The organism is Pseudomonas sp. E6002 (assembly GCF_013385565.1).
GTDB lineage: Bacteria > Pseudomonadota > Gammaproteobacteria > Pseudomonadales > Pseudomonadaceae > Aquipseudomonas.
This window is the reverse complement of record NZ_JACAPT010000022.1, coordinates 275,916-299,774: the sequence shown is the minus strand read 5'-3', so window position 1 is coordinate 299,774 and position 23,859 is coordinate 275,916. Positions and strand designations below refer to the sequence as shown.

25 protein-coding genes are annotated in these 23,859 nt (G+C 62.8%); 4 read left to right on the top strand and 21 right to left on the bottom strand.

Annotation, left to right across the window (positions count from 1 at the left end; all coding sequences use genetic code 11):
• Positions 1 to 3: 3 nt before the first annotated feature.
• The 18 genes from HX815_RS18360 to HX815_RS18275 form a co-directional block, all read right to left on the bottom strand.
• Complete coding sequence (locus HX815_RS18360; RefSeq protein ID WP_008439241.1) at positions 4 to 1,230, bottom strand: beta-ketoacyl-ACP synthase; 1,227 nt, start codon at positions 1,228 to 1,230, stop codon at positions 4 to 6.
• Positions 1,230 to 1,958 (bottom strand): 3-oxoacyl-ACP reductase FabG, encoded by a 729-nt coding sequence (gene fabG / locus HX815_RS18355; protein WP_177028673.1) that lies wholly within the window; start codon positions 1,956 to 1,958, stop codon positions 1,230 to 1,232. The genes HX815_RS18360 and fabG overlap by 1 nt, the downstream gene beginning before the upstream one ends.
• Positions 1,955 to 2,416, bottom strand: coding sequence for a hotdog family protein (locus tag HX815_RS18350; RefSeq protein ID WP_102604305.1), 462 nt, complete (start codon positions 2,414 to 2,416; stop codon positions 1,955 to 1,957). Before HX815_RS18350 ends, fabG begins: the two co-directional genes overlap by 4 nt.
• Positions 2,413 to 3,579, bottom strand: coding sequence for a beta-ketoacyl-[acyl-carrier-protein] synthase family protein (locus tag HX815_RS18345; protein WP_134325613.1), 1,167 nt, complete (start codon positions 3,577 to 3,579; stop codon positions 2,413 to 2,415). The genes HX815_RS18350 and HX815_RS18345 overlap by 4 nt, the downstream gene beginning before the upstream one ends.
• A complete protein-coding gene (locus HX815_RS18340; RefSeq protein WP_023659350.1) occupies positions 3,576 to 4,058 on the bottom strand; it encodes a hypothetical protein in 483 nt (160 codons plus the stop codon). Before HX815_RS18340 ends, HX815_RS18345 begins: the two co-directional genes overlap by 4 nt.
• Complete coding sequence (locus HX815_RS18335) at positions 4,055 to 4,789, bottom strand: class I SAM-dependent methyltransferase (RefSeq protein ID WP_003209370.1); 735 nt, start codon at positions 4,787 to 4,789, stop codon at positions 4,055 to 4,057. Before HX815_RS18335 ends, HX815_RS18340 begins: the two co-directional genes overlap by 4 nt.
• Entirely contained in the window at positions 4,786 to 7,104 is a 2,319-nt protein-coding gene (locus HX815_RS18330) for an MMPL family transporter (protein ID WP_177028672.1), read from the bottom strand. The genes HX815_RS18335 and HX815_RS18330 overlap by 4 nt, the downstream gene beginning before the upstream one ends.
• Entirely contained in the window at positions 7,094 to 7,789 is a 696-nt protein-coding gene (locus tag HX815_RS18325) for an outer membrane lipoprotein carrier protein LolA (protein ID WP_177028671.1), read from the bottom strand. Before HX815_RS18325 ends, HX815_RS18330 begins: the two co-directional genes overlap by 11 nt.
• Positions 7,786 to 8,211, bottom strand: coding sequence for a thioesterase family protein (locus HX815_RS18320; protein WP_177028670.1), 426 nt, complete (start codon positions 8,209 to 8,211; stop codon positions 7,786 to 7,788). The genes HX815_RS18325 and HX815_RS18320 overlap by 4 nt, the downstream gene beginning before the upstream one ends.
• Complete coding sequence (gene hutH / locus HX815_RS18315; RefSeq protein WP_003209379.1) at positions 8,204 to 9,745, bottom strand: histidine ammonia-lyase; 1,542 nt, start codon at positions 9,743 to 9,745, stop codon at positions 8,204 to 8,206. The genes HX815_RS18320 and hutH overlap by 8 nt, the downstream gene beginning before the upstream one ends.
• Complete coding sequence (locus HX815_RS18310) at positions 9,729 to 10,664, bottom strand: glycosyl transferase (RefSeq protein WP_003209381.1); 936 nt, start codon at positions 10,662 to 10,664, stop codon at positions 9,729 to 9,731. The genes hutH and HX815_RS18310 overlap by 17 nt, the downstream gene beginning before the upstream one ends.
• Entirely contained in the window at positions 10,661 to 11,395 is a 735-nt protein-coding gene (locus tag HX815_RS18305; protein WP_177008295.1) for a glycosyltransferase family 2 protein, read from the bottom strand. Before HX815_RS18305 ends, HX815_RS18310 begins: the two co-directional genes overlap by 4 nt.
• A 167-nt stretch (positions 11,396 to 11,562) precedes the next feature.
• Positions 11,563 to 13,233 (bottom strand): acyl-CoA synthetase family protein, encoded by a 1,671-nt coding sequence (locus HX815_RS18300; protein WP_177028669.1) that lies wholly within the window; start codon positions 13,231 to 13,233, stop codon positions 11,563 to 11,565.
• Entirely contained in the window at positions 13,230 to 13,775 is a 546-nt protein-coding gene (locus HX815_RS18295; RefSeq protein ID WP_008439202.1) for a membrane protein, read from the bottom strand. The genes HX815_RS18300 and HX815_RS18295 overlap by 4 nt, the downstream gene beginning before the upstream one ends.
• Complete coding sequence (locus HX815_RS18290) at positions 13,772 to 14,026, bottom strand: acyl carrier protein (protein WP_003209389.1); 255 nt, start codon at positions 14,024 to 14,026, stop codon at positions 13,772 to 13,774. The genes HX815_RS18295 and HX815_RS18290 overlap by 4 nt, the downstream gene beginning before the upstream one ends.
• Before the next feature lie 9 nt (positions 14,027 to 14,035).
• Positions 14,036 to 14,305, bottom strand: coding sequence for a phosphopantetheine-binding protein (locus HX815_RS18285; RefSeq protein WP_008439197.1), 270 nt, complete (start codon positions 14,303 to 14,305; stop codon positions 14,036 to 14,038).
• A complete protein-coding gene (locus HX815_RS18280; RefSeq protein ID WP_102367952.1) occupies positions 14,283 to 15,095 on the bottom strand; it encodes a 1-acyl-sn-glycerol-3-phosphate acyltransferase in 813 nt (270 codons plus the stop codon). The genes HX815_RS18285 and HX815_RS18280 overlap by 23 nt, the downstream gene beginning before the upstream one ends.
• Entirely contained in the window at positions 15,071 to 15,793 is a 723-nt protein-coding gene (locus HX815_RS18275; protein ID WP_008439188.1) for a beta-ketoacyl synthase chain length factor, read from the bottom strand. Before HX815_RS18275 ends, HX815_RS18280 begins: the two co-directional genes overlap by 25 nt.
• 348 nt (positions 15,794 to 16,141) lie before the next feature.
• On the opposite strand from HX815_RS18275, the gene HX815_RS18270 reads away from it, so the two are divergent.
• The gene (locus HX815_RS18270; RefSeq protein WP_003209397.1) at positions 16,142 to 16,912 is read left to right on the top strand and encodes a ParA family protein; all 771 of its coding nucleotides are present in this window, start codon (positions 16,142 to 16,144) and stop codon (positions 16,910 to 16,912) included.
• 441 nt (positions 16,913 to 17,353) lie between these two features.
• Positions 17,354 to 17,602, top strand: coding sequence for a DUF6124 family protein (locus HX815_RS18265; RefSeq protein ID WP_177028668.1), 249 nt, complete (start codon positions 17,354 to 17,356; stop codon positions 17,600 to 17,602).
• Here the strand turns inward: HX815_RS18265 and trxC are convergent.
• Entirely contained in the window at positions 17,590 to 18,024 is a 435-nt protein-coding gene (gene trxC / locus HX815_RS18260) for a thioredoxin TrxC (protein WP_003209402.1), read from the bottom strand. The genes HX815_RS18265 and trxC overlap by 13 nt on opposite strands.
• Before the next feature lie 235 nt (positions 18,025 to 18,259).
• On the opposite strand from trxC, the gene HX815_RS18255 reads away from it, so the two are divergent.
• Positions 18,260 to 18,556: a type II toxin-antitoxin system HigB family toxin gene (locus tag HX815_RS18255; RefSeq protein ID WP_093202502.1), complete on the top strand. Its 297-nt coding sequence runs from the start codon at positions 18,260 to 18,262 to the stop codon at positions 18,554 to 18,556.
• Entirely contained in the window at positions 18,553 to 18,954 is a 402-nt protein-coding gene (locus HX815_RS18250) for a type II toxin-antitoxin system HigA family antitoxin (protein WP_134325620.1), read from the top strand. The genes HX815_RS18255 and HX815_RS18250 overlap by 4 nt, the downstream gene beginning before the upstream one ends.
• A gap of 6 nt (positions 18,955 to 18,960) precedes the next feature.
• Here HX815_RS18250 and selO read toward each other — a convergent pair whose 3' ends face one another.
• Together selO and mscK are read right to left on the bottom strand one after the other, a co-directional pair.
• Positions 18,961 to 20,424, bottom strand: coding sequence for a protein adenylyltransferase SelO (gene selO / locus HX815_RS18245; protein WP_177028667.1), 1,464 nt, complete (start codon positions 20,422 to 20,424; stop codon positions 18,961 to 18,963).
• A 50-nt stretch (positions 20,425 to 20,474) separates the two neighbouring features.
• Positions 20,475 to 23,825, bottom strand: coding sequence for a mechanosensitive channel MscK (gene mscK / locus HX815_RS18240; RefSeq protein ID WP_102604294.1), 3,351 nt, complete (start codon positions 23,823 to 23,825; stop codon positions 20,475 to 20,477).
• Positions 23,826 to 23,859 lie beyond the last annotated feature (34 nt).

The following is a 23,859-nucleotide window of genomic DNA, read 5'->3' as shown; positions in this document are numbered from 1 at the left end:
AACTTACACCCAGCGGCGGAAGATCAGCGAAGTGTTGACGCCGCCAAAGGCAAAATTGTTGTTCATCACGTAGTCGCTGTGCAGCTCGCGGAACTCACCTTGCAGGTAGTCCAGCTCGCCGCAGCGCGGGTCGACTTCGTCGAGGTTGAAGGTGTGCACGTATTGGTTGCGGTTCATCATCTCGATGCTGAACCACGACTCCAGCGCGCCGCATGCACCCAGGGTGTGGCCGAGGAAACTCTTCTGCGAACTGATGGGCATGCGGCTGCCGAACAGGCTGCTGGTGGCCAGGGTTTCGGCGATGTCGCCCTGGTCGGTGGCGGTGCCATGGCCGTTCACATAGCCGATCGCGTCGGGCGCAAGCCCCGCATCTTCCAGTGCCAGTTCCATGGCGCGGCGCATGGTGGCCTGTTCCGGGCGGGTGGTGTGCTGGCCGTCGGCGTTGCTGCCGAAGCCGACGATTTCGGCGTGGATATGCGCGCCACGGGCCAGTGCATGTTCCAGCTCTTCGAGTACCAGGATGCCGCCGCCTTCGCCGATCACCAGGCCGTCGCGGCCACTGTCGTAGGGACGCGGGCTGGTTTGTGGTGCATCGTTTTTCAGGCTGGTGGCGTACAGCGCATCGAACACCATGGCTTCGGTAGGGCACAGCTCTTCGGCGCCACCTGCCAACATCAGCGGCAGGCGGCCGAACTTGATGGCCTCATAGGCGTAGCCGATGCCCTGGCTGCCGCTGGTGCACGCGCTGGACGTGGGGATCAGCCGGCCGGTGAGGCCGAAGAAAATGCTGATATTCGCCGCCGTGGTGTGGGGCATCATCCGCACGTAGGAGTTGGCGTTCAGCCCCTCGGCCACCGAGTTCAGCAGCATATTGCCGAAGGCCTTGATCTCGTCGGTGCTGCCGGTGGACGAGCCACAGGCCACGCCCATGCGCCCGTCCTTGATCGACTCGTCGCCCAGCAAGCCGGCGTCTTTGAGCGCCTGCTCCGCCGCCCATACCGCTAGCCGGGAAACCCGGCCCATGCTGCGCAGTTGCTTGCGGGTCCAGTGGGCGGGCACCACGAAATCATCGATCGGCCCGGCCAGCCGGGTGTTCAGTTCGGTGAAACGGTCCCACTCGTCCATGCGCCGGATGCCGCTGCGGTTGGCGCGGAAGTTGGCGGCGATGGTTGCCCAATCGCTGCCCAGGGACGTAACGCCGGCCATGCCGGTGACCACCACGCGTTTCATCAGCACAGGCCTCCATTCACGGCCAGCACTTGGCGGGTGATGTAGCCGGCTTCTGCCGACATCAGGAAATTCACCGCCCCGGCGACTTCTTCCGGCGTGCCCATGCGCTGGGCCGGGATCATTTTCATCAGCTCTTCCACCGGTACGTTTTCATCGAGCATCGCGGTGTCGATCAGCCCGGGGGCCACGCAGTTGACGGTGATCTTGCGCTTGCCCAGCTCGATGGCCAGGGCTTTGGCGGCGCCGATCAGGCCGGCCTTGGACGCGCTGTAGTTGACCTGGCCGCGGTTGCCGATCAGCCCGGATACCGAGGTGATGCACACGATCCGCCCGGCGGCGCGACGACGAATCATCGGCATCATCACCGGGTGCAGCACGTTGTAGAAACCGTCGAGGTTGGTGCGTATCACCACGTCCCAATCGTCTTCCGACAGCGCTGGAAACGCGCCGTCGCGCGTCAGGCCCGCATTGAGCACCACGCCGTAATACGCGCCATGGGCTTCCACGTCGGCTTCAAGGATCTCCTTGCAGCTGGCGCGGTCCGCCACATCGAATTGCAACACCCGGGCCTTGCGCCCCAGCGCTTCGATTTCGACCTGCACCGCATCCGCCTCGGCACGCCCGCTGCGGCAGTGCAGCACGATGTCGTGCCCGGCCTGGGCCAGGCGCACAGCGATAGCGCGGCCGATGCCACGGCTGGAGCCGGTCACCAATACGGATTCAGTCATGGCGTGGTGTCCTTCGATTCATCTAAATAGTTGGCCGCCTGGGGCGGTCGAAATACGTTCAAGCGCGCGCTGGCCTGGATGCCGTGACCGGTGAGGTGGCATTCGAACACACCCATGCCGTTGTCGTCTTCCAGGGAGCGCAGGCCGTGGATGGTCAGCTCGGTGCCTGCGGGAAAGTGCTCGACGTTGCACTCGAACTTGCGCGTGCCCAGCAGGAAGCCCAACTCCACGGCTTCACCTTTCTGGCGCGCACGGCAACCGGCGTAGGCGGCGACGCTTTGCGCCATCAACTCAATGCCGACCCACGCGGGCAGGCTGCCATCGGCGCGGTTGAAAAGACCGCCGGGCTTGACCGTCAGGCGGGTCTGGATCTGTTCTTCATCAAAGCTCAGGACCTGATCGATCAGGATCATGTCACCGGCGTGGGGCAGCAGTTCGGCGAGCGGCCAATCAGTCATGGGGCGTCTCCGATAATCAGGCTGACGTTGTTGCCGCCGAAGGCAAACGAGTTGCTCATCAGGCAGCGTTTTTCCAGGGCGTCGCCGGGCGACGCCCACTTCAGTACGGGCAGGTCGGGGTCCGCCTGGCCATCCCAGACATGCGGCGGCACTACGCCTTCTGCCAGGCTCAGCCAGCAGAACGCCGCTTCCAGCGCGCCGGCGGCGCCCAGGGTGTGGCCGGTCATGGGTTTGGTCGAGGAGCAGGCTACGCCGTCCGGGAACAGGGCCGCGACCGCCAGGCTTTCCATGGCATCGTTATGTTGGGTAGCGGTGCCGTGCAGGTTCAGGTAACCGATTTGTCCGGGCGCCAGTTGTGCGCTGGCCAGGGCCTTGCGCATCGCTTGCAACGCACCCTTGCCGGTAGGCTCGGGGGCGGAAATATGGTGGGCGTCGCAACTGGCGCCACTGCCCAGCAGTGCGACCGGCGCCGGGGTTTTGCTCATCAGGAACAACACGGCGGCTTCGCCGATATTGATGCCGTTGCGGTTCAGCGAAAACGGATTGCAGCGCTCTGCCGAAACCGCTTCCAGGGACGAAAAACCATTGAGGGTCAGCTTGCACAGCGTGTCGACGCCACCGCAGATCACCGCATCGCACACACCCAGGTCCAACAGGCGTTGGGCACTCATCAGCGCTCGTGCGCTGGAGGTGCAGGCGGTGGAAATCACGTAAGCCGGGCCGCTCAGTTGCAGCCAGTCGGCGAGGAAATCGGCCGGGGCGCCAAGCGCCTGTTGCTGATAGTCGTAGTCGGCGGGGAACTGGTTTTCCCGCAGATAGTGGGCGATGCCACGGCTGGCTTCATCGATGCCCGAGGTGCTGGTGCCGAGCACGATGCCAATGCGCGACGCGCCGAACGTCTGGATCGCTTGCCGGATCTCGTCGTCAATCTGCAACGCGGCTTCCAGCAGCAACTGGTTATTGCGGCTGCGATGGGATTCCAGCCCGGGCGGTATCGCCGCCAGTTCACCGTGCACAGCGGCCACCGGCAACACACGCTCCGGCACCCAGCCGCTTTCGGCGCGCATGCCGGAGCAGTCGCCGGCAAACAGGCTGCGGCTGACTTCGCGCTTGTCGCGGCCCAGGGCGCAGATCACGCCGAGGGCATTGAGGTAGGCGCTCATCGGGCAGCCCCTAGCGGCGAGATGTGGTAGGTCAGGTGTTGCCCGATCACGTCCACGCGAAACACCAGGGAGGAGTGATAGGTGATCTTCCAGTGGGACGGCAGGGTGCGGATCAGGTCCATTTCCTGGGTGCCGGGGTACAGCCTGGAAACTTCATCCGCCGAGGTCAGGGCGAACAACAGCGCGGCAAACAGTTCACGCGCCTGGGGATTGGGCGGCAGCAGACCGTCGGCCTGCCAGGCGCCATTGATCAGCATCTGCCGAGCCTGGGGAATGCCCAGCGGGTCCATCATCGACCAGCGAATCCCGCCGCCTTCGCGCTGCATCACCAGCAACCAGTCCTGGCGTTGGCCATCCTGTTCGCGCTGTACGTGCAGTTGCAGTGGCAGGCTCAGTACCGGGTTTTTCGACGGCAACGGCGGCTGGCTGGCGCACGCGCCCAGCAGCAACAGGCAGCCGATCAACAGCATTCGGATCATGTTTCAGCGCTCGCCAGAGGTTTGCGGGCAACCACGTTGACCAAGGTTTCTTCGCGCTGGCCGGCCGGTTTTGGCTGGCGCAGGCCCCAGCGCTCAAGCAGGCCGAAATCGGTGGCGCGGCTCCACCACAGGTACGGGTACGAGACGTTCTGCGGGCCGAACTCAAAGCCCTGCTCGCGAATCATCTCAAGGTACTCCTCGGCGCTTTTCTGCACATGCATCGGGTGACGAAACAGCCAGCGGATTACCCAGGTGTCGATATAGGCCTCGGTGGATTCGGCAAACAGCAGGTAGCCGCCTGGCTTGAGCACGCGATAGAACTCTTTCAGGGCGCGATGCTGTTCCACCAGATGATGGAAGGTCTGGTGACAGAACAGCACGTCGACACTGGCGTCGGCCACGTCGAGGGTCGCGCAGTCGCTGCCGATCAACTCGATGGCGATGCCCTGGCGCGCGGCTTCGGCGCGGCTCAGGTCGAGGCTGTGGGGGTCGGCGTCGAGGCCGATCAGGCGTTCGGGGGCGAACACCTGCTGCAGGTACTGGAACGACTTGCCCTGGCCGCAGCCGGCGTCCAGCAGCACCGGGGCAACCGGCAGCGGGTCGCTGAACAGGCTGCGCAGGTCGTTGATGGCCACGCGCAGCACATGGTGCTGCCAGGTGTGGCTGCGCAGGAACCAGAAGCCGAATTTGGTTTCTTCGACGTAGTTTTTACTCAGGTATTGGCTGCTCATCTTATCTTCCTTGTCCCGGACGGGCTGGCCCACGGCGCCAGCATGAAGCTGAACGCCAGCCCCAGGCTCACCGACAGCCCAAAATTACTCACCGCCGGTGTGCTGGAAATAGCCAGCAGGCCGAACGATAGCCAAGTAGTCACGGCCGCCAACAGTGTGCCCAACAGGCTCACGGCGGCGCCGCCAATTTGTTCACGCATCAGGATCGCGTAGTCGACGCTGATGGCGGTCACCAGCAGCAGGCCGAACAGGCTGAACAACGTCAGCGGCTGCCCCAGCCAACCCAGGCTGGCCAGGCTGCACAGCGCCGCCAGCAACGGCAGGGCGACGATGCGCAAGGCACCGCCGAAGCCGAACGGCAGGATCAGCAGCAGTACGATCAACACGCAGGACATCAATTTCAATTCGGCGGCGCTGATTTGCGTCGCGGCAAACACCTGGTTCAAGTCGCCCAGGCGGTCCACCAACTGCACGCCGGGCAGATCCAGGGCCTGCACCCGCAGCAAGGCCGGGTTGTTCAACCCTTGCAGGCTCACCATCGCCGCCACGCCACCGTCGACATTCCCCAGCCACAGCGTGCGCCACGGCTCGGCCAGCGGGCCGACCAGTGCTGCGTCGATGTCCTCGGTGGGCAAGGCCTGCAACTGGGTCAGCTCGGCTTGCAGCGCACTGGCGGGTACGCCGAGGTCCAGCAATGGCTGCCAGTACTGCGGCAGTTGGTTCAGGGCCTCGCGCAGTTGCTGTTGCTCCGCCGGCGCGCTGACCAACTGGTTGAGCGCCAGGTAACCCTGGAGCTTGTCCATGTTCACCAACTGATCCAGGCGCTGGCTCAGCGCGGCCTGGCGTTCCAGCAACTGCTGCTGGTTGTCCGCCCGCACCAGGAAGAACTGGCTGGTGGGCTGGAACCCGGTAATCCGCGCAACGGCCTGGGCTTCCTGCAGCAACTGCGGCGGCGCACCGATCCACTGGCGGATATCGTTTTTGCTGTTCAGGTGCCACAGCCCACCGGCGCAAAACACCAACACCAGTACCAGCAACACCGGGCTTGGCAGGCGCTTGAGCAGCGACTCGCGCACGCTCAGCAGGAACTCGGCAATGCGCAGCGGCCATTGCGCCGGGCGCAGCTCGACGCCTTTGAGCAAGGCCGGCAACAGGCACACGGCCGACAGGTAAGCGCCCACCAGACCGGCAGCGGAGAACACCGCGATTTGCGTCAGCGCCGGGAACGGCGTCCACGCCAGGGCCAGGTAACCTATGCAACTGGTGGCCAGGCTCAGGCTCAGGCCCGGCAAGGTCAGGCGCAAGGCCGGCCAACTGCGCCAAGGGCTCATGCTCCAGCTCTTGGACAGGTAATGCAGCGGGTAATCCACCGCCACGCCGATCAGGCTCGAGCCCAGCACCAGCGTGATCACATGCATATGCCCGAACAGCGCCACACAGGCCACCGCACCAAACAGCATGCCCACCAGCACCGGCACAAACGCCAGCAACACCCGCCAGCGGCGGAACGCAAGCAGCAGCAATAACAGGATGCCTACCGTCGCGCCGCCGCCGACCCAAGTGATTTCCCGGGTGGCCTGCTGCTGACCATTGGCTGCATACTGCAGGCCGCTTGCGGCGAGCAATTGCGCGCCTTGCTGGTCGGCCTGCTCGCGGCTGGCCTTGAGCAGGTCAGCCACTTGCAGCGGCAGTTTCATGTCGAAGGCATTGCCGGTGGTGCGGGCCCGCAGCAGTACCCAGCTTTTGCCGTCGGCATCGGCGATCAGCGCGCCGCTGCCGATATCCAGCTGCACCGAACCGTGTTGCGGCTGGCTGTTCTGGATGCGCCCGGTGAGGCCCAGCCAATCGTCCTGGCTCGGCACCAGGCTGAAGCCGGTGAACGGGTCGAACAGCGCCTGAACCCGCTGCTGAATAAACGCCTGGGGCTCGTCGATCAGTTGCTCGCGATCCTTGGCCGAGAGCATCGCCAGCCGGCCTTGCAGCAACTGCTGACGCAGGGCCGGCAGGTCGGCTTGGAGGTTCCACTGAACTTTCTCAAACAGGCCGCTGGCTTGCCAGGCTTCGCCCAATTGCGTCGCCATAGCCACGGCTTTTTGTCGATCGGCATGCCCCACCAGCACCAGCATTTCGCGGTTCAGCGGTTCCTGCATGCGCTGTTCGGCGCGCAGCTCCAGCGCATCCGGCGCGGTGCCGGGCACCAGTTCCATCAAATTCGCCGACAACGGCGCGCCATGGCGCCATTGCCAGCCCGCCAGGGCCAACACGGCCACCAGCAGGATCAGGAACAGGCGCGGCAACCAGCGTTCACTCGGCAAAGTCGTGTTGCTCCGCGTCGCTCAAGGGCTGGCTGCTGGTGCTGTCCTGCATGCGCAGTACGGTGCTGTCGCCCTGGGTTTCCAGCAGCTCGATCTTCTGCACCAGTTCGCCGCCGTCGATATTGATTTGGGTGAACACCTGCTTGAGCAGCAGCGAGCGCGGGATCAACGTGAGTTTCCACTGCTGGGCTTCGCCTTGCAGCTGCAGTTCGAAGTCACGCTGCAAGCCGCTGCTGTCGCCCTGTAACACGGCGAGGAACAAACGGTTCTGCTCGGCGCCGGCGCTCTTGTTCGGCAACAATTGCCAGCCGTTGGCGTCACGCCGGGCGATGCCGTTGGCGCTGATGCGGTAGTCCTGTTGCAGCGGGGTTTTCAGCAGCCACAGCAGGCCGTGGTCCTTGGCCAGGACGAAGGTGCCCTTGCTGACCAGCGGTTGCGGTAGGGCGCGCAGGTGTTTTTCCTGGGTGAAGTTGCCGTGGATCACCGACGGTTTTGCAAGCTGATCGCTGAGTTGTTGCAGGTCGAAAGCATGGGCCAGGCCTGGAATGCATAACAACAGGATTAGCGCGGTCCTTGTGGGAGCGAGCTTGCTCGCGAAGAACCTGAGGGCGCCACGGGGTGTCAGGCGGCCTGCGTTATCGTTGACGATTTTCGCGAGCAAGCCCGCTCCCACAGGGAATCTCATTTCAAGGCTCTCTCTATGGCGTCAGTGAATATTTTTGGCGACGCCAACTGCATTTCGCGACTGGCAATTTCCACCGCCACTTGCACAGTGCTGGCGCGGGTCAGGCGTTCACCGGTGGCCTTGTCGCTGATCAGGTAATTGACCTTCAAGCGGTTCTCCCACTCCACCAGGCTGGCGCGCACGTTGATGGTCTGGCCGAAGGTCGCTCCGCGCACATAGCGCAGCTGCATGTCGATCACCGGCCAGGCGTAGCCCGCTTGCAGCATCGCTGTGTAGTTGTGGCCGAGCTTGTCCAGCAAGGCGCAGCGAGCGATTTCCAGGTACTTCACGTAGTGCCCGTGCCACACCACGTTCATGGTGTCGATATCGAAAAACGGCACGAGGATTTCAGTGTCGCAGTGCAACACGCCGGGGCTACGCATGCAGCCTCCAGTGTTGCTCGGCGATACGCTTGAGGCACAGGCGCAGTTCGCCTTCCAGTGCGCGGTCTTCGATGACCGGCGGGAAGTCTTTGGCCAGCTCGTCGTGCATGGCGGCCAGCGCCGGCGGCAGCGGGCGCGCGTCTTCTGCCTGAGCCCGCAGCCATACGCCCTGATTAGCGGCGAGCAAGGTGGCGGCGGCGACTTGTTCGGTCAGTTCCAGCACACGAATCGCATCGCGGGCGGCGATGGTGCCCATGCTCACCTTGTCCTGGTTGTGGCACTCGGTGGAGCGCGAGAACACGCTGGCCGGCATGGTGTTTTTCAGCGCTTCGGCGGTCCAGGCGCTGGTGCCGATCTGCACAGCCTTGAAGCCGTGGTTGATCATCGCCCGCTCGGCTGGCGCACCGGACAAATTGCTCGGCAAGCCGTGGTTGTAACGCACGTCCACCAGCAGCGCGAGCTGGCGGTCCAGCAGATCGGCGACGTTGGCCACCAGGGTCTTGAGGCTGTCCATGGCGAACGCGATGTGGCCGCCGTAGAAGTGGCCGCCGTGCAGCACGCGTTCTTCTTCGGCGTCGATGATCGGGTTGTCGTTGGCGCTGTTGAGTTCGATCTCGATGAACGAGCGCAACCAGTTCAGGCTGTCGGCCAGCACGCCCAGGACGTGGGGCGCGCAGCGCAGGGAGTAACGGTCTTGCAGGCGATGCAGCGGCGCGGTCGGCGCGTCAATCGCCAGATCCTTGCGCAGCCAGGCGGCGACTTGCATCTGCCCCGGGTGTGGCTTGGCGGCGAACAGGCGCTCGTCGAAATGCTCCGGATTGCCTTGCAGCGCCACCACGTTCAGCGCGGTGATGCGCGTGGCCAGTTGCAGCAGGTAGTCGGCGCGGGCGAAGGCCAGGCAGGCGAGGCCGGTCATCACGGCGGTGCCGTTCATCAGTGCCAGGGCCTCTTTCGGGCGCAGTACCAGCGGGTCCCAGCCCAGCTCGCGGTGCACCTCCGACGCCTGGCGGCGTTCGCCACGGAACATCACTTCGCGCTCACCAGACAAGGTTGCGGCCACGTAGGACAGCGGCGTCAAGTCACCGCTGGCGCCTACCGAGCCTTCTTCCGGAATCAGCGGCAGCACGTCGAATTCCAGGAACGCGTGCAGGCGCTCCAGCAACTCCACGCGCACGCCCGACACGCCATGGCACAGCGACTGCAACCGCGCCGCCAGCACCGCGCGGGTGGCTTGCGCATCCAGCAACTTGCCCAGGCCGCAGCCGTGGAACGTGTAGAGGTGGCGGGGCAGCGCTTCGACGTGCTCCAGCGGCACCGCCACCACGCACGAGTCGCCGTAGCCGGTGGTCACGCCGTAGATCACGCCTTCCTTGTCCAGCAACGAATCCAGGAACTGCGCGCCCTTGGCGATGCGCTGGCGGTACTTGGCATCAGCTTGCAGTTGAGTCGGCGCCTGACGGTTGGCCAGGGCCAGCACGTCTTCGATGCGCAGGGGAATTTCGCCGAAGGTTACCGGCTCAAGATGCGTCGTCATCGGTCTTCCAGAAAGGGTAAAAGTTGAACCATTGTTGGGGCGCTTCCAGGCAGAACTGGCCCAGGCGCTCGGCGTAGCGGGCGGTCCATTGTGCGATCACCTGCTGGCGGTCGCTGCGTTTCCATTCGATCAACCGGGCAAACGGCTCGATGATCAGGCGATAACGGCCTTGATGCTTCAAGCACATCAGCAGGTTGACCGGGCATTTCAGCAAACCGGCCAACAGCCACGGGCCTTGGGGGAAGGCGGCGTCATGGCCGAGGAAATCCACGCGTACCGTGCGCCCGCCATGCAGCGGTACGCGGTCGCCGGCAATCGCCAGCCACTCGCCGTCGTCGAGGCGCTGGCTGAGCAGCATCATCACTGCCGGGTCAAGTTCGCTGACCTGGATCAGGCGCAGATTGGTCGCCCCGGCTTCGCCCAGAATCCGGTTGAAACGTTCAGCGTGCTTGGTGTGCACCAGCACGTTCATGGTGACCTTTTCGCCAAGCTCGGCGAGGGCGCGGCACACCTCAAGATTGCCCAGGTGCGCGCCCACCAGCATCTGCCCGCGTTCGCTACGCAGTTGGCCGCGCAGTTGGGCCGGGTCGATGATTTCGATCTGCTCCAGGCGCAGCTTGCCGTTCCATACGTCGAGCTTGTCCAGCAGGGCGTCGGCGAACGCCATGAACTGGCCGAAGACGCTTCTGTGGGTAGGGCGCAGGTCGTCGCGCCGGCTCCAGTCGGCCAGGCGCTGCTGGTATTGCCAGGCGCTTTGGCGGGCCGTGCGGCCGAACAGAAAGAAGTAGAAAACGATGCCGTAGAGCAGCGGGCTCAGCAGCCGGCGCCCGAGGACCTTGGCGGCGAAGGCGGTGAATTTCATCAGCCAGAAGCTGCCGCGCTCCTCGCGGTCGGCCCAGTGCTTGGTGTCCTGGCTCATGCCTGCCACCGGCGCCAGAGGATCATCGGCGCGCGCACCAACATGCCGAAGAACAGCCGGGTGTGCATCGAGGAAATCAGCGCGTTGTCGTGGAACAGGCGAAAGTGCGACAGGCCGTCGGCGGGGTAGTGCACCTTGGTCGGCAGCCAGCGCATCGGCTGGTTGCGCCAGGCCAGGCGCACCAGGATGTCGGAGTCGAAATCCATGCGTTTGCCGATGTTGGCCGAGTCCATCAAGGCCAGGGTCGGTGGCAGTGGGTACACGCGAAAGCCGCACATGGAATCGCGGATCTGCAGCGACAAGGTATTGATCCACACCCAAACGTGGGTCAGGTAGCGCGCGTAAAGGCGGCCCTTGGGCACGCTGTCGTCGTATTCCGGGTAGCCGCAGATCACCGCATTCGGGTGGGCGCGGGAGGCGTCGAGGAAGGTACCGACTTCCCGCAGGTCGTGCTGACCGTCGGCGTCCACTTGCAGGGCGTGGGTGAAACCCAGGCGTGCGGCTTCGCGAAAGCCGGCCATGACGGCGGCGCCTTTGCCCTGGTTGGCGGGCAGGGTCAGCAGGGACACGTTGTCGAGGGTTGCCAGTTGCGCCAGCACGGCGGCGCAGGCGGCGCTGCTGCCGTCGTCTACCAGCAGGCATGGCAGGCCGCTGTCCAGCACGGTGCGCACCACGGCGGGCACGGCGGCTTCGTGGTTATAGACCGGGATCAAGGCGCAGGGCTTATGCATAACAGGTACCCCATTGGCACAAGCGCTGTGCGTGGCGAGGGAGCTTGCTCCCGCTGGGCTGCGAAGCAGCCCCAACACAGGCGACCGAGACCTGCCTGATAAACCACAGTGCCTGGGTTGGGAGTGCTGCGCACTCCAGCGGGAGCAAGCTCCCTCGCCACAAAAGCTTAATCACTGACCCTCCCCAGCACGATCCGCCCACTGGAGCAGGCGGCCGCCTCATTGCGGTAGGCGAAGTACAACTTGCCGCGCTCCTGGTCGAACCGCAGGTGCAGTTCGATCCGGTCATCCGGGCGTACCAGTTGCTGGAACTTGAGCACTTCCATCCCGGCGAACTTCCCCGGCAGCTTGAGCAGTTGCTGGCCCAGGCTCAGCGCCCAATCCACTTGCACCACACCCGGTAGCACCGGGGTTTGCGGGAAGTGGCCGCTGAAATAGGCGAGGTCCGGCGGGATCGCCAGTTGCAGGGTCCATTCACCGTTGGCTTCGACTTGTTCCAGCACTTCCGGGGCTTTCGGGCGCGGTGCCAGCAGCAGGGCTTCGACGTCGGCCTGGGGCAGCTTGCCTTGGGTGTTCAGCGGCAATTGGCGCAACAGGCGCCAGCGGCGGGGCAGGGCCAGGGCTTCGCAGTGTTGGCTCAAGTGCTGGCGCAGGGTTTGGGTGACGGTGCGCCGGCCCTGGTTACGCAGGGCATGCAAGCCGTCTGCGCTGAGCACCACGAGGGCGCCGAGGGAGGCGCGGTTTTCCTGCACCACGCCCAGGCGCGTTTCAGCGACCCAGGCATGGTCCATCAGCGCCTGTTCCAGCATCGGCAGGGAGATGCGTTTTTCTTCCAGCTTGACGATGCGGTCCAGGCGGCCGAGCAATTCGAAGCGGCCGTCGGCGTGGATGGTGGCGGCGTCGGCGGTCTGTTCGACATGGCCGGTGGGCAGGTATGGCGAGGCGATGCGCAAGGCGCCGTCGGCGTCCTGGCTCAGTTGCACGTCGGCAAACGGCTGCCACGGTTGTTCGCCCTGGCGCCAGGCGATACCACCGGTTTCCGAGCTGCCGAGGATTTCCGTCGGCCATTGCTGCAAACGCTGATGCAGGCTGCCGGCGGCTTCAAGGGGCAAGGCGCCGCCGGAGGAAAACACCCGTTTGACCGGTGTAAGCGCTGGCCAGTCGAGGTTGTCACCCATGCGCTTGAGGAGCGCCGGGCTGGCGACCCAGGCAAATTGCGCGTGCTCGCGGCTGGCGCGCTGCAAGTCCTCGGGGAATGCCAACTGCTGGCGCACAAAGGTGCGCCCGGCACACAACGGCCACAGCACCCGGAACAGCAAGCCATAGATATGCTGGGTGGCGACGCTGCCGATGATGCACGCCTCGCCGAGGTCGGCGCCCCACAAGGTTTCCAGCGCCTGGACTTCATTGGCCATCTGCCGCAGGGTTTTGTCGATGCGCTTAGGCTCGCCGCTGGAGCCGGAGGTGCACAGGCTCAGGCAGCAGGCGTCCAGGTCCAGGGCCGCGGCGCTTAATGGCGCTTGATACAGCGCATCCAGGTCGCCAGCTTTGGTCAACCAGGCGTCGACGGCATCGTCCCAGCGCTGGCGCGTTTGTGGTTGCAGGTCGGCAGGCAACAACACGCTGACGCCTGCTCGCCACGCACCCAGCAGCGCGATCGCCAGCAAGCCGGCATCTTCCAGGTACACCGCCAGGCGCTGGATGCCCCGGGCTTGCAACCCGGCGGCCAGGCTCAGGGACTTCTCCCACAGGTGTGGGTGATCCAGGGCAGGTTCGGTGGTCACCAAACGCTGCTCCACAGGCTCAAGCAGCAAGTGCTCAAGATTCAACCAATTCATACGCGGCCTCGAACCCTTTGTCGTACCAGCCATTCCACGGCAAACAACAGCCCCATCAGCCCGTAGGCGATCATGCCGTTGTACAACGTCCACCAGCTCAGCGGCGCCCACAGGGTGAGGGCGGCGGCGAGCAGGCCGTTACACAGGAAAAATACACTCCACACCACGGTGACCTGGCGGGTATACACAATCGCTTCTTCGGGCAGTTGCGGCTCGCTCATGCGCGCCAGGCGCTCGACCATCGGCGGCCCGTATTTCAAGCTCAGGCCGAACAGTGCCAGCATGAACGCGCTGACCAGGCTCGGGTACCAGCGCAGCATCTGCGGGTTGTCGAACCAGGCGAGCAGCAGGCAAAAGACAATGATCGCCGCCGCCATCCAGCGGCTGCCCGGGCGCCTGGCGCCGGTCAGGGCGCGCAACAGCCACAGGCTGCCCAGCAGCAGGCCAAATTGCCACGGGGCAAAATGCTCAGTGCCGTAATACACCGCAAAAGGGTACAGCAGCCCCGCCAGCAACAGGCCAAGGCCGATCAGCCGGCTCATGCGGCCGGTTGAACCAGACGGTAGACCGCCTCGACCACGTCATTCACGGTGCGCACGGCCTTGAACTCTTCGGCGGCGATTTTCTTGCCGGTCTGGCGCTTGATGTGGTCGATCAGGTCCACTGCATCAATGCTGTCGATTTCCAGGTCCTGGTACAGGTTGGCGTCGAGCGTGACGCGTTCCGGTTCCAGTTCAAACAGTTCCACCAGGGCGTCGCGCAAGGTGTTGAAAATATCGTCACGAGTTTGCATGGTACGGTCTCAAGCTGCCTGTCGGGCCGTGACGAACGCCGCGAGGCTGGCCACGTTGGTGAAGTGATTGCGGGTGTCCTTGGCGTCGGCATCGATCTTGATGCCGTACTTTTTCTGGATCGCCAGGCCCAATTCCAGGGCGTCGACTGAATCCAGGCCAAGGCCTTCGCCGAACAGGGTTTGCTCGTTGCCGATGTCGCTCTCGCTGATGTCTTCCAGGCCCAGGGCCTCGATGATCAGCGTTTTTATGTCGTGCTCAAGGCGGTGTTGGTCGCTCATCTTCGGCGAGCTCCTTAATAAAATACTGGTGCAGGTAATCGTTGAGCTTGCGTGATGCCTGGGGCGCGGGCCCTTGTGCGGCAAACGCCTGTGGTTCTATATCGGCACCCACGCGCAAACTGAAGTGAAAGCGGCGATTCGGGATGCGATACCAGGGTTCGGCCTTGGTCAGTGTGGTGGGGCTGACCTTGATCACTACCGGAGTGATGATGCTCGCACCGCGCAGGGCAATGGCGGCGGCGCCGCGATGAAAGGTCGGCGCCTGGCCCGGTGAGGTGCGGGTGCCTTCCGGGAAAATGATCAGGGTCTGGCCGTCCCGCAGGGCATCGGCGGCGGCGTCGAGCATGTCGGCGCTGCCGTCGTTGCTGATGTAGCCGGCGTCGCGCACCGGGCCCCGGGTGAAGGGGTTCTGCCACAGGCTCTGCTTGACCACGCAGTTGGTCTGGCGCATCTGGGCGATCAGGAACACCACATCCACCAGCGATGGGTGGTTGGCGATGATCATCTGGCCCGGGCGGCCGAGCTTTTCCGCGCCTTCGACGCTGTAGGTCAGGATGCCCAGGCGCGTCATCATGCGGATAAACAACCAGAACAGGCAGCTGATGGTGTGGCGGGCGCGTCGCTGATGCTGTTTGGCATCACCCGGCAGGCAACTGAGCAGCGGAAACACCAGCACACGCAGGCACAGGCCGCCGAGGCCAAACAGGGCGAAGGCGGTGGCAGTGGCGAACAGGCGCCAGTAGTAGGCCTTCCGGGGCTTTTCGGTCAGGACTTGCGTTGCCAGTTCCATACTCGGTTCTTCCAGGCATGTTGGCAGGCGCCCTCTTCGTTCAGCAGGGTGCGCAGCAGGTTCAGGGCGTGGGGCCACTGGGCTTTGGTGGTGGGTTGGACAGCGGCTGTATTCAGTTCCAGCTGCCACTCGTCGCCCGGTGTCAGCAGCAGGCCGAGGGCGTAGGGGAAGGGCACGTCCTCGATCCAGCGCGCATAGGCTTCGGGGGGCTGTTCCTCGGTAATGATCAGCAATACAGCCGGTGCGCCTTCATTGAGCAGGGCAGCGGCTTCGAGCATGCCGTGCTCCAGGCCATCGCCGGCGGCGGCGAGGGCGGTCATTTCACTGGTTTCATTGCGCAGGATCGACCACAGGCCAATCACCGCGTTATGCACCGACAGGCTGAACTGGGTCGGCGACAGGGGCTCGTCGTTGGCCAGGTCGCTGAGAATATCGAGGGTGCGTGGGGTTTCGCCGTGACGGGAAACAAACACCAATGGCAACTGTTGCAAGCCTTCGGCCAGGGGCCAGCCCACACTGAAGGCCATGCGCGCCAGGCGGCTCAGGCGCCGGCGCTGCATGGCAGGCAGGAAGGACACGTCGGGTGCCGCGTCGCTGCGGGCGAGCAACATCGGCTGCCGGCACCAGGTACGCCAGTCGTCCGCGCTTTCGAGCCCGGGAGCCCAGGCGCGCCATTGGGCGATGTTGAAATTGATCACTGAGAAGTTATCCCGCCCCTGCGGGCTTCCTTGTGCGGCCATTGGCCCCGAATACCGGGACAGGGTGCAATCGCCGAATGGCGCGCATTATCCCGGTGCTGCGGGGTTCTAGCAAACTTTGGTAAAGAATTGTTCACGGATGATTACAAATTCGCTGGAAAGAATTACCGATTGTCCATCATGCAGGTAGGGCAGCAGGTGTCAGGCAATTCCTGCTTTGTCGGACAGACGGGAAATTGTTATGCGAGATAGAGCCTCTGATGCTGTAGTACAGGAACAAACGAGGTAGCTAACGGGCGCTTTTGCCCTCTACACTCGGGTCATTCATTGATACACGGAGGTTTTTCCATGCGGCGCGTGGTGTTCAACCAAAAAGGCGGTGTTGGCAAGTCCAGCATTGCCTGCAACCTGGCGGCGGTCAGCGCCAGCGAAGGCTATCGAACCCTGTTGGTGGACCTCGATGCCCAGGCTAACTCTACCCAGTACCTCACCGGGCTGACCGGCGACGATATCCCCATGGGAATCGCCGACTTCTTCAAGCAAACCCTGTCTTCCGGGCCGTTTTCGAAGAAGAACCAGGTGGATATCTACGAAACCCCGTTCGACAACCTGCACGTCATCACCGCCACCGCGGAACTGGCAGACCTGCAGCCCAAGCTCGAGGCCAAGCACAAGATCAACAAGCTGCGAAAGCTGCTGGATGAATTGAGCGAGGACTACGACCGGATCTACCTGGATACGCCGCCGGCGTTGAACTTTTATGCCGTTTCAGCGCTGATTGCCGCTGATCGCGTGCTGATCCCCTTCGATTGCGACAGCTTCTCCCGCCAGGCGCTGTATGGCCTGCTGGCCGAGATTGAAGAATTGAAGGAAGACCACAACGAAGGGCTGGAAGTGGAAGGCATCGTGGTCAACCAGTTCCAGGCCCGGGCGAGCCTGCCGCAGCAGATGCTGGATGAATTGATTGCCGAAGGGTTGCCGGTACTGCCGGTGTACCTGACCAGCTCGGTGCGCATGCGTGAATCGCACCAGGCGAACATGCCGCTGATCCACCTGGACCCACGGCACAAGCTGACACAGCAGTTTGTGGAATTGCATAACTTGCTGGAAAACGCGTGATTTAGCAGGCAACACATCACCCATGTGGGAGCGGGCTTGCTCGCGAATGCGGTGGATCAGTCGAATTCTCTATTGACTGACTCACCGCATTCGCGAGCAAGCCCGCTCCCACATTTGGTCTTTGTTCCTACAGGGAAATCGTCGTCTTGCGCCGTTGCCTACAGTTACGCCAGAATCCGCCGGCTTGTGCGTCTGGATGGGCGTCTCTAAGGTTGCTCGGTCGCTGAATTCTCAGTGATCGGGTTTAGTAGCCCGAGTGTTTGTCGTTAAGTGCATAAGCTTCATCTTTCAGGCGCTGAGTCTGTGCTTGATGGTAGCTGTGCGTAGGGCGTCTTCGGGCGCGCCGGCTTCGACATTTCCCGGTCTACTAACCTGCGTACAGCTGCCACCCTAATTCGTTTAGTAGCGATCAGATGGCGGCTCCAATCAGGAATGTCGACCATGTTTAAAGCTACTCCAAATCCCCCGTCGTACCTTTTTACAGTCAGCCCCGGCCAAGCCACCGAAACCCTGATCCTCAATACCTACGAAACCTTCTCCTCAGTCACCACCCTCTTGCTCGACCTTTCCGACGACCTCACCGGCAAGCAGCGCGATGTCGCGTTGGCCATTCATCAGTTGAGCGAATTGGGCGTATTGCTGATGGGGCAGGTGATGGGGCGGGGCGTCCCGCTACCTCAAACGCCCTGACTGCGCAGCCAGCTCATCAACTGCGGTAACGGAAACGCACCGCTCTGACGCGCCACTTCCCGGCCATTCTTGAACAGGATCAGGCTGGGAATCGAGCGAATCCCCAACTGAGCGGATAACTGCTGATTGGCCTCGCTATCGAGCTTGGCCAATCGACACTTCCCGGCCAACTGCCCGGCGGCCTGCTCAAACACCGGCGCAAACGACTTGCACGGCCCGCACCATTCGGCCCACACATCCACCAGCAACGGCAGGTCGCCCTTGATCTGGCTGGCGTAATCGCCCTGTTTCAGCTCAAAGGGTTTGCTCAGCAGCACCGGTTGCTTGCAGCGCCCGCACTTCGGCGCATCGCCGAGGCGTTCATTGGGGATGCGGTTAAGACCGTTGCAGTGGGGGCAGGGAATTACTAGAGAGTCGGACATGCTGGGCTCCGTGAAAGTGGCCAATGGGTTCTATTTGGAGCCGGGAAGGGTGTTTATCAAGGTTCGACGCCAGTGACGTACGCGTTCACATTTTTGGTGGTGACTTCTATCGCGGCGTATCTAGGCTGTTGAAGGGTGCTTGGAATTGCGCCACTGGTCCGCCAAGGAATATCGCAGATTGCGATATTTTTTCGGCAAGACTAACCTTCATAGCAAGATGCGATAAGGATGTTGCATGCGAGTGATCAGCGAAAAAAGGATATGGGAAGCGAAAGAAAGATGGCCGCATTCAGCCACGGCACTGGATGAGTGGTATCGCAGAATGAAACGCAACAGTCCCGCCGACTTTGCGTCGATGAAAGGAATGTTCCCTGCAACAGACAAAGTCGGGCAGTTCCATGTGTTTGACATCGGGGGCAATAAGCTGAGGTTGATTGCCTTCGTGCATTACCAAGTACAACGAATTTATATCAAGTACCTGTTCGATCACCGTGAATATGAGCAAGGTAAATGGAAGGAGAAAATCAGATGAGCGCACTCATCAGGCAGGCTGCCGAACACTGGCAATTTGTTTCGTCATTGCTGCGCAAGCCAAGAAACGAGGCGGACTACGATACCTTGGTCAGCGCCCTCGACGAATTGCTGGACCTGATAGGCGAAGATGAATCCAGCCCGCTCATGAGCCTGGTGGATATCCTCAGTGACTGGATCGAGGCCTACGATCTCGAGCACCGGCCGATGCCCGTTGCCAGTGGCGTTGAAGTGCTACGTTCAATGATGCGAGAGCATGGCTTGACCCAAAGTGATCTCCCGGGCGTTGGTGCGCAGTCGGTTGTCTCTGAAGTACTTAGTGGCAAACGCCAGCTCAACCTGCGGCAGATTCGTTGGCTGGCGGAGCGCTTTGGGGTTTCAGTGGAGACCTTTATCTAGGTCGCGCTATGAAGAACAACTAATCTCCAAATGCTTCCCCCAATCCGGCGGCCGCTGAGCGTATTGCTCCATCCCCGGCTGCTCTTCAAACGGTTTGCTCAGCACTTCATGCAGCCGGCGCACTTCGCTGTAATCCCCAAGCTCCGCCGCCTGGATGGCGTTCTGCGCCAAATAGTTGCGCAGGATATAAAGCGGATTCACCCCATGCATCCGCTCACGTCGCTGTTCTTCTGTGCCGCTGGCGTCGCGCTCTACACGGGTTTTGTACAGATCCGCCCACTCATCAAACCCCCTGAGGTCGACAAAGTCGTCGCGCAACCGCGCCACGGCCAATGCGGCGGATTCATCCCCCAGCCGGCGGAAGAACAGGGTGTAGTCGACGCCGCTGTTCTGCATCAGTTGCAGCAGGCGCTCCACCAGTTTCTGGTCGTCATCTTCGGCGGTGGTGAGGCCCAGTCGGCGGCGCATCAGGTCCAGGTAGTGGGCCTGGAACAACGGCAGATACAGCCCCAGCGTTTCACGCAGCGCCTCGACGCTGATAAACGGCGTCAACGCCTGGGCCAGTGCGCTCAGGTTCCACTGCCCGATCGGCACCTGGTTGCTGAAGGAGTAACGCCCTTCATGGTCGGAGTGGTTGCAGACGAACTGCGCGTCGAAATCGTCCAGGAACGCAAACGGCCCGAAGTCGAAGGTGATGCCGAGGATCGACATGTTGTCGGTGTTCATCACTCCATGGCAGAACCCATAGGCCTGCCACTTGGCGATCAACTCGGCATTACGCTCGACGATTTCGCGGAACATCGCCAGGTACGGCTCGGGCTGTTCCATGCATTCCGGGAAGTGCAGGGACAGCACGTGCTCCGCCAATTGCTTCTGCAATTCAGGCTTCTTGGTGTAGTAGAAATATTCGAAATGCCCAAAGCGCACGTGGCTGTGGGCCAGGCGCAGCACCATGGCGGCGCGCTCCTGTTTCTCGCGCCACACCGGCGTGGTGGAACCGATCACACACAGCGCACGACTGCTGGGAATGCCCAGCGCATGCAGTGCTTCCGACGCCAGAAACTCCCGGATCGACGAGCGCAACACCGCACGACCATCGCCCATGCGCGAGTACGGGGTTTGCCCGGCACCCTTGAGGTGCAGGTCCCAATGCTCGCCGGCCTGGTTGTACACCTCGCCCAGCAACAATCCGCGGCCATCCCCCAGTTGCGGGTTGTACGAGCCAAACTGATGCCCGGAATAGATCATCGCCCGCGGCTCGGCCTCGGCCCACAGCTTGTGCCCGCCGAACAGCTCGGCAAACACCGGCGTTTCGGCCACGGCGGGGTCGAGATCCAGCAGCGCCATGGCTGCCTCGCTCGCCACCACTAAACGCGGTTCGTCGATGGGCTCGGGCAGCACATGGGTTGAGAAACCGTCGCCCAGGCGGGCGAAGCGGTTGTCGAAGGTCAGTTCGTCGAGGGCTTTCAACGGCCATCTCCTGAGCAGAATGTCCGACCATTCTGCTGGGGATAGCGCGTTTAGTCGAGTTTGGCGGGCGGCGGCTCGGGCAGGTCCTGGTCCTGGGCGGGCGGCAAGATGGTCCGGTTTTCTTCTTCCACCGGCACCAGCTTGTATTCCTGGCCATGCAGGTTCTTCAGGTAAACCTCCATCTGCCGGAACGAGATGTTGATGTGGTGGTTCTTGAACTCGCGGTTGATGAAGCGGTTGACCTCATCGATCACCGGGTTGCGGTCGCCCAGGTCCCGTACATGCATGCGCAGTTCGTGATCGAGGGTGCTTTCACCGAAGTTGAGGAAGTACACGTGGGGCGCCGGGTCCTTCAACACGCGTGGGTTTTCGGCGGCGGCCTTGAGCAGCAATTCCTTCACCAGGTCCAGGTCCGAGCCGTAGTCCACGCCCAGTTTCAGGGTGACCCGGGTGATGGTGTCGGTCAGCGACCAGTTGATCAGTTGCCCGGTGATGAACGTCTTGTTCGGGACAATGATGTCCTTGCGGTCGAAGTCGGTGATGGTGGTGGCACGGATGCGGATCTTGCTCACCGTGCCCGACAGGTTGCCGATGGTGATGGTGTCGCCGATCCGTACCGGGCGCTCGAACAGGATCATGATGCCGGAGATGAAGTTGGCGAAGATTTCCTGCATCCCGAACCCCAACCCCACCGACAGCGCGGCCACCAGCCATTGCAGCTTGTCCCAGCTCACGCCGAGGGTCGACAGGGTGGAGACAAACCCGACGCCGGCAATCACATAGGACAGCAAGGTGGTGGTGGCGTAGGCGCTGCCCTGGGCCAGGTCGAGCTTGGACAGCACCAGTACTTCCAGCAGGCCGGGCAGGTTGCGCGCCAGGGCGAAGGTGATGCCGATGATGATCAGGGCGCCGAGCAAGTCGCCGATGCTGATGGGCACCATGCTGATATTGGCGCCGGTGCCGCTGGTGTATTCGTAGAGGGTGACGTTGTCCAGGTAGGAAAACACCGAGATCAAGTCGGACCACACCCAGTACAACGCAGCGATAAAGCCGCCCAGCAGCGCCAGGCGAATCAGTCGCATCGACTGTTCGTTGACCTGTTCGATGTCCAGGGTCGGCTCTTCGATCACTGCTTCACCATCACCGGCTTCCTTGGCGGCCTGGCGTTTGGCCAGGGCCCGCGCATAGGCCAGGCGCCGTGCCGCAACACCCAGGCCACGTACGAAGGTGGCTTCGATCACCAGCCAGAACATCAGCAGGTACAAGGTGTTGATCAGCCGGTCGCTGAGCTTGAGGGCGGTGTAGTAGTAGCCAAAGCATACGGCGATAAACAGCGCCACCGGCAGTGCCGTAAACACCAGGCCCACGGCCTTGCGAAACAGCGAGGCTTTTTCATGAGTCGGGCTGTTGAGCAGCAGGCGCCCGAGCAGCCACGCCATCAGTGCGTAGCAGGTCAGTACCACGCCGATGCCCAGCACATCGTCGGCCAGCGCTGCCGGCTGATGCTCGGCGATGGCCACCACGGCCACCAACGCCAGTACCACGAGCCCGAGCTTGCGTACCCAGCCCTGGAGGAATTCGACCTGGGGTTTTTCCCAGCGGAAGTGCAACTCGGCGACGCCGCCGGGCGCGAGGATCCGATACGCGGTGTAGAACACCAGCCACGCCTGGGCGATCTGCAGCAGGGCGGCGCCGAGGTTGGCGTTTTGCCCGCGGGCGTCGATCTGCAGCGCATAGCCGCAGAGTGCCAGGCCCAGGGCCACCGGCATCGCCAGCGCGATATTCACCAGGATCGCCACCGGCGTGTGCCACTGGCTGTCGCGTTTGAAGTGGCCGATGTCCATATGGATTTTTTTCAGCCGGGCATACAGGTAGCTGCGACGCCACAGCAGCGCGCCGATCAACAACAGCAGGGGCAGGAACAGCAGCGGGCGCTGGGTCAGGCCGTCATACAGCTCGCTGACGCTGGAGGCCCACGGCAGGGTATTGACCTGTTTGCTCAGGTGCGCCGGTACGGTTTCCAGCCATTCGGTATCCAGCGGCTTGTTGCTGGGAATCCAGAACATCTGTTCGTCGAGGGTCGCCCGCAAGGTGGTGGCGGTGCTCAGCAGTTGTTTCTGGTTCAGTTGCAGGGTGATGGATTCGTTGAGCAGTGCGCTCAGTTCCCGGCTCAAGCGCTCCAGCAGGTCGCTGCGGGTGATCGCCAGTTCCAGCAGGGTGCGCCGCAGTTGTGGCGTCACCTGGTCGGCCGGCTGGTTGGCCAGCAAGCTGTCGACGTAGGTGCTCGGGGTGCTGATCAGTTCGCGCTGCTGGTTGACCTCGAACTGGTACAGGCGAATGTTGGCGATGTCATCCGCCAGGTCGCGGTCCACGGTCAGGCGCGGGAGGGCCTGCTTCTGTTTGTAGAGGATCTTGGACAGCAGCAGGCTGCCCTTGAGCACGTTGATCTGCTCGTCCAGCGCCGAGTCGCTTTGGGTCACGCTGTCCAGTTGCTGCTTGGTTTGCAGGTTTTTCTGGGTCAGCTCGTTGAGCCGGTCAGTGCTTTTGAGCAGGTAGTCGGACAGTTTCAGGTTGGCCGCGCTTTCCGTGGCGAGCAGGCTGCTGCCACCGGCCTTCTGGGCTTCGATGGACTGCTGGGTCACGGTTTCCTGGGACTGGGCCAGGCGTTTCTGGTTGATCAGGGTTTGCAGGTCCTGGATTTCCTGCTCCAGGCGCGCGGTCTTTTCCAGCACCAGGTCGTGCTGGCTGTTGCCCAGGTCTTGCAGTTGGCTGTTGCCGGCCAGTTCCTGGCGGCGCAGGGGAATCAGGGCGTTGAGGGCGGCCAACTCGGCGTTCAGCTGGTTGCGCTGGTCGCCGCTGAGGGTCTTGCCGTTGTCCTTGCCTGCCTTGAGAGTCGCGTTGATCTGCTGGATACGTGTCTGGCTGCTGCTGATTTCGGTCTGGGCGCGCTCGGGACGGGTTTGGGCCGCGATGGTCAGGCTGTTGGCGTCGGCCAGTTCCTTTTGCAGGTCGCCTTGCTGGGTGGTGCGCTGCACCAGCAGTTGTTCAAGCTGTGGCACGGGCAAGGTGGCGTAGCGCTGGGCGACGGGAATGACCTTGGTGGCCTTGAGGCGGGTCAGTTCGCGCTGGTTGTCGACGGTCTGGCGCGGCGCGTCTTCGAGCTGGCGCTTGAGGTCCACCAGGCGCTGCTGGTAGTCCTGCTGGTTGCCGAGGAAGGTGAGCGTTTGCTGCAGGATGCTTTGCAGCGCCTTCATGTCGGCGTCGGGCAGCTTGCGGTCCGGCAGCTTGTCCAGGGTTTGCTGGACGGAATCGATGCTGGGCGGGTCGGCCGCGTGTACGGTGCCGACGCAGAGAGTCAGGCCCAGCAGGGCAGTGGCGAGAAAAGTGCGCAGGGTTGTCATAGAGACCGGTCGAGCAAGGTGAAAAATAGGGGGC

What these genes read in the sequence shown, in the direction of transcription:
- HX815_RS18360 (WP_008439241.1), bottom strand. Translation starts at nt 1,230, where the DNA reads ATGAAACGCGTGGTGGTCACCGGCATGGCCGGCGTTACGTCCCTGGGC.
- fabG (WP_177028673.1), bottom strand. Translation starts at nt 1,958, where the DNA reads ATGACTGAATCCGTATTGGTGACCGGCTCCAGCCGTGGCATCGGCCGC.
- HX815_RS18350 (WP_102604305.1), bottom strand. Translation starts at nt 2,416, where the DNA reads ATGACTGATTGGCCGCTCGCCGAACTGCTGCCCCACGCCGGTGACATG.
- HX815_RS18345 (WP_134325613.1), bottom strand. Translation starts at nt 3,579, where the DNA reads ATGAGCGCCTACCTCAATGCCCTCGGCGTGATCTGCGCCCTGGGCCGC.
- HX815_RS18340 (WP_023659350.1), bottom strand. Translation starts at nt 4,058, where the DNA reads ATGATCCGAATGCTGTTGATCGGCTGCCTGTTGCTGCTGGGCGCGTGC.
- HX815_RS18335 (WP_003209370.1), bottom strand. Translation starts at nt 4,789, where the DNA reads ATGAGCAGCCAATACCTGAGTAAAAACTACGTCGAAGAAACCAAATTC.
- HX815_RS18325 (WP_177028671.1), bottom strand. Translation starts at nt 7,789, where the DNA reads ATGAGATTCCCTGTGGGAGCGGGCTTGCTCGCGAAAATCGTCAACGAT.
- HX815_RS18320 (WP_177028670.1), bottom strand. Translation starts at nt 8,211, where the DNA reads ATGCGTAGCCCCGGCGTGTTGCACTGCGACACTGAAATCCTCGTGCCG.
- hutH (WP_003209379.1), bottom strand. Translation starts at nt 9,745, where the DNA reads ATGACGACGCATCTTGAGCCGGTAACCTTCGGCGAAATTCCCCTGCGC.
- HX815_RS18310 (WP_003209381.1), bottom strand. Translation starts at nt 10,664, where the DNA reads ATGAGCCAGGACACCAAGCACTGGGCCGACCGCGAGGAGCGCGGCAGC.
- HX815_RS18305 (WP_177008295.1), bottom strand. Translation starts at nt 11,395, where the DNA reads ATGCATAAGCCCTGCGCCTTGATCCCGGTCTATAACCACGAAGCCGCC.
- HX815_RS18300 (WP_177028669.1), bottom strand. Translation starts at nt 13,233, where the DNA reads ATGAATTGGTTGAATCTTGAGCACTTGCTGCTTGAGCCTGTGGAGCAG.
- HX815_RS18295 (WP_008439202.1), bottom strand. Translation starts at nt 13,775, where the DNA reads ATGAGCCGGCTGATCGGCCTTGGCCTGTTGCTGGCGGGGCTGCTGTAC.
- HX815_RS18290 (WP_003209389.1), bottom strand. Translation starts at nt 14,026, where the DNA reads ATGCAAACTCGTGACGATATTTTCAACACCTTGCGCGACGCCCTGGTG.
- HX815_RS18285 (WP_008439197.1), bottom strand. Translation starts at nt 14,305, where the DNA reads ATGAGCGACCAACACCGCCTTGAGCACGACATAAAAACGCTGATCATC.
- HX815_RS18280 (WP_102367952.1), bottom strand. Translation starts at nt 15,095, where the DNA reads ATGGAACTGGCAACGCAAGTCCTGACCGAAAAGCCCCGGAAGGCCTAC.
- HX815_RS18270 (WP_003209397.1), top strand. Translation starts at nt 16,142, where the DNA reads ATGCGGCGCGTGGTGTTCAACCAAAAAGGCGGTGTTGGCAAGTCCAGC.
- HX815_RS18265 (WP_177028668.1), top strand. Translation starts at nt 17,354, where the DNA reads ATGTTTAAAGCTACTCCAAATCCCCCGTCGTACCTTTTTACAGTCAGC.
- trxC (WP_003209402.1), bottom strand. Translation starts at nt 18,024, where the DNA reads ATGTCCGACTCTCTAGTAATTCCCTGCCCCCACTGCAACGGTCTTAAC.
- HX815_RS18255 (WP_093202502.1), top strand. Translation starts at nt 18,260, where the DNA reads ATGCGAGTGATCAGCGAAAAAAGGATATGGGAAGCGAAAGAAAGATGG.
- HX815_RS18250 (WP_134325620.1), top strand. Translation starts at nt 18,553, where the DNA reads ATGAGCGCACTCATCAGGCAGGCTGCCGAACACTGGCAATTTGTTTCG.
- mscK (WP_102604294.1), bottom strand. Translation starts at nt 23,825, where the DNA reads ATGACAACCCTGCGCACTTTTCTCGCCACTGCCCTGCTGGGCCTGACT.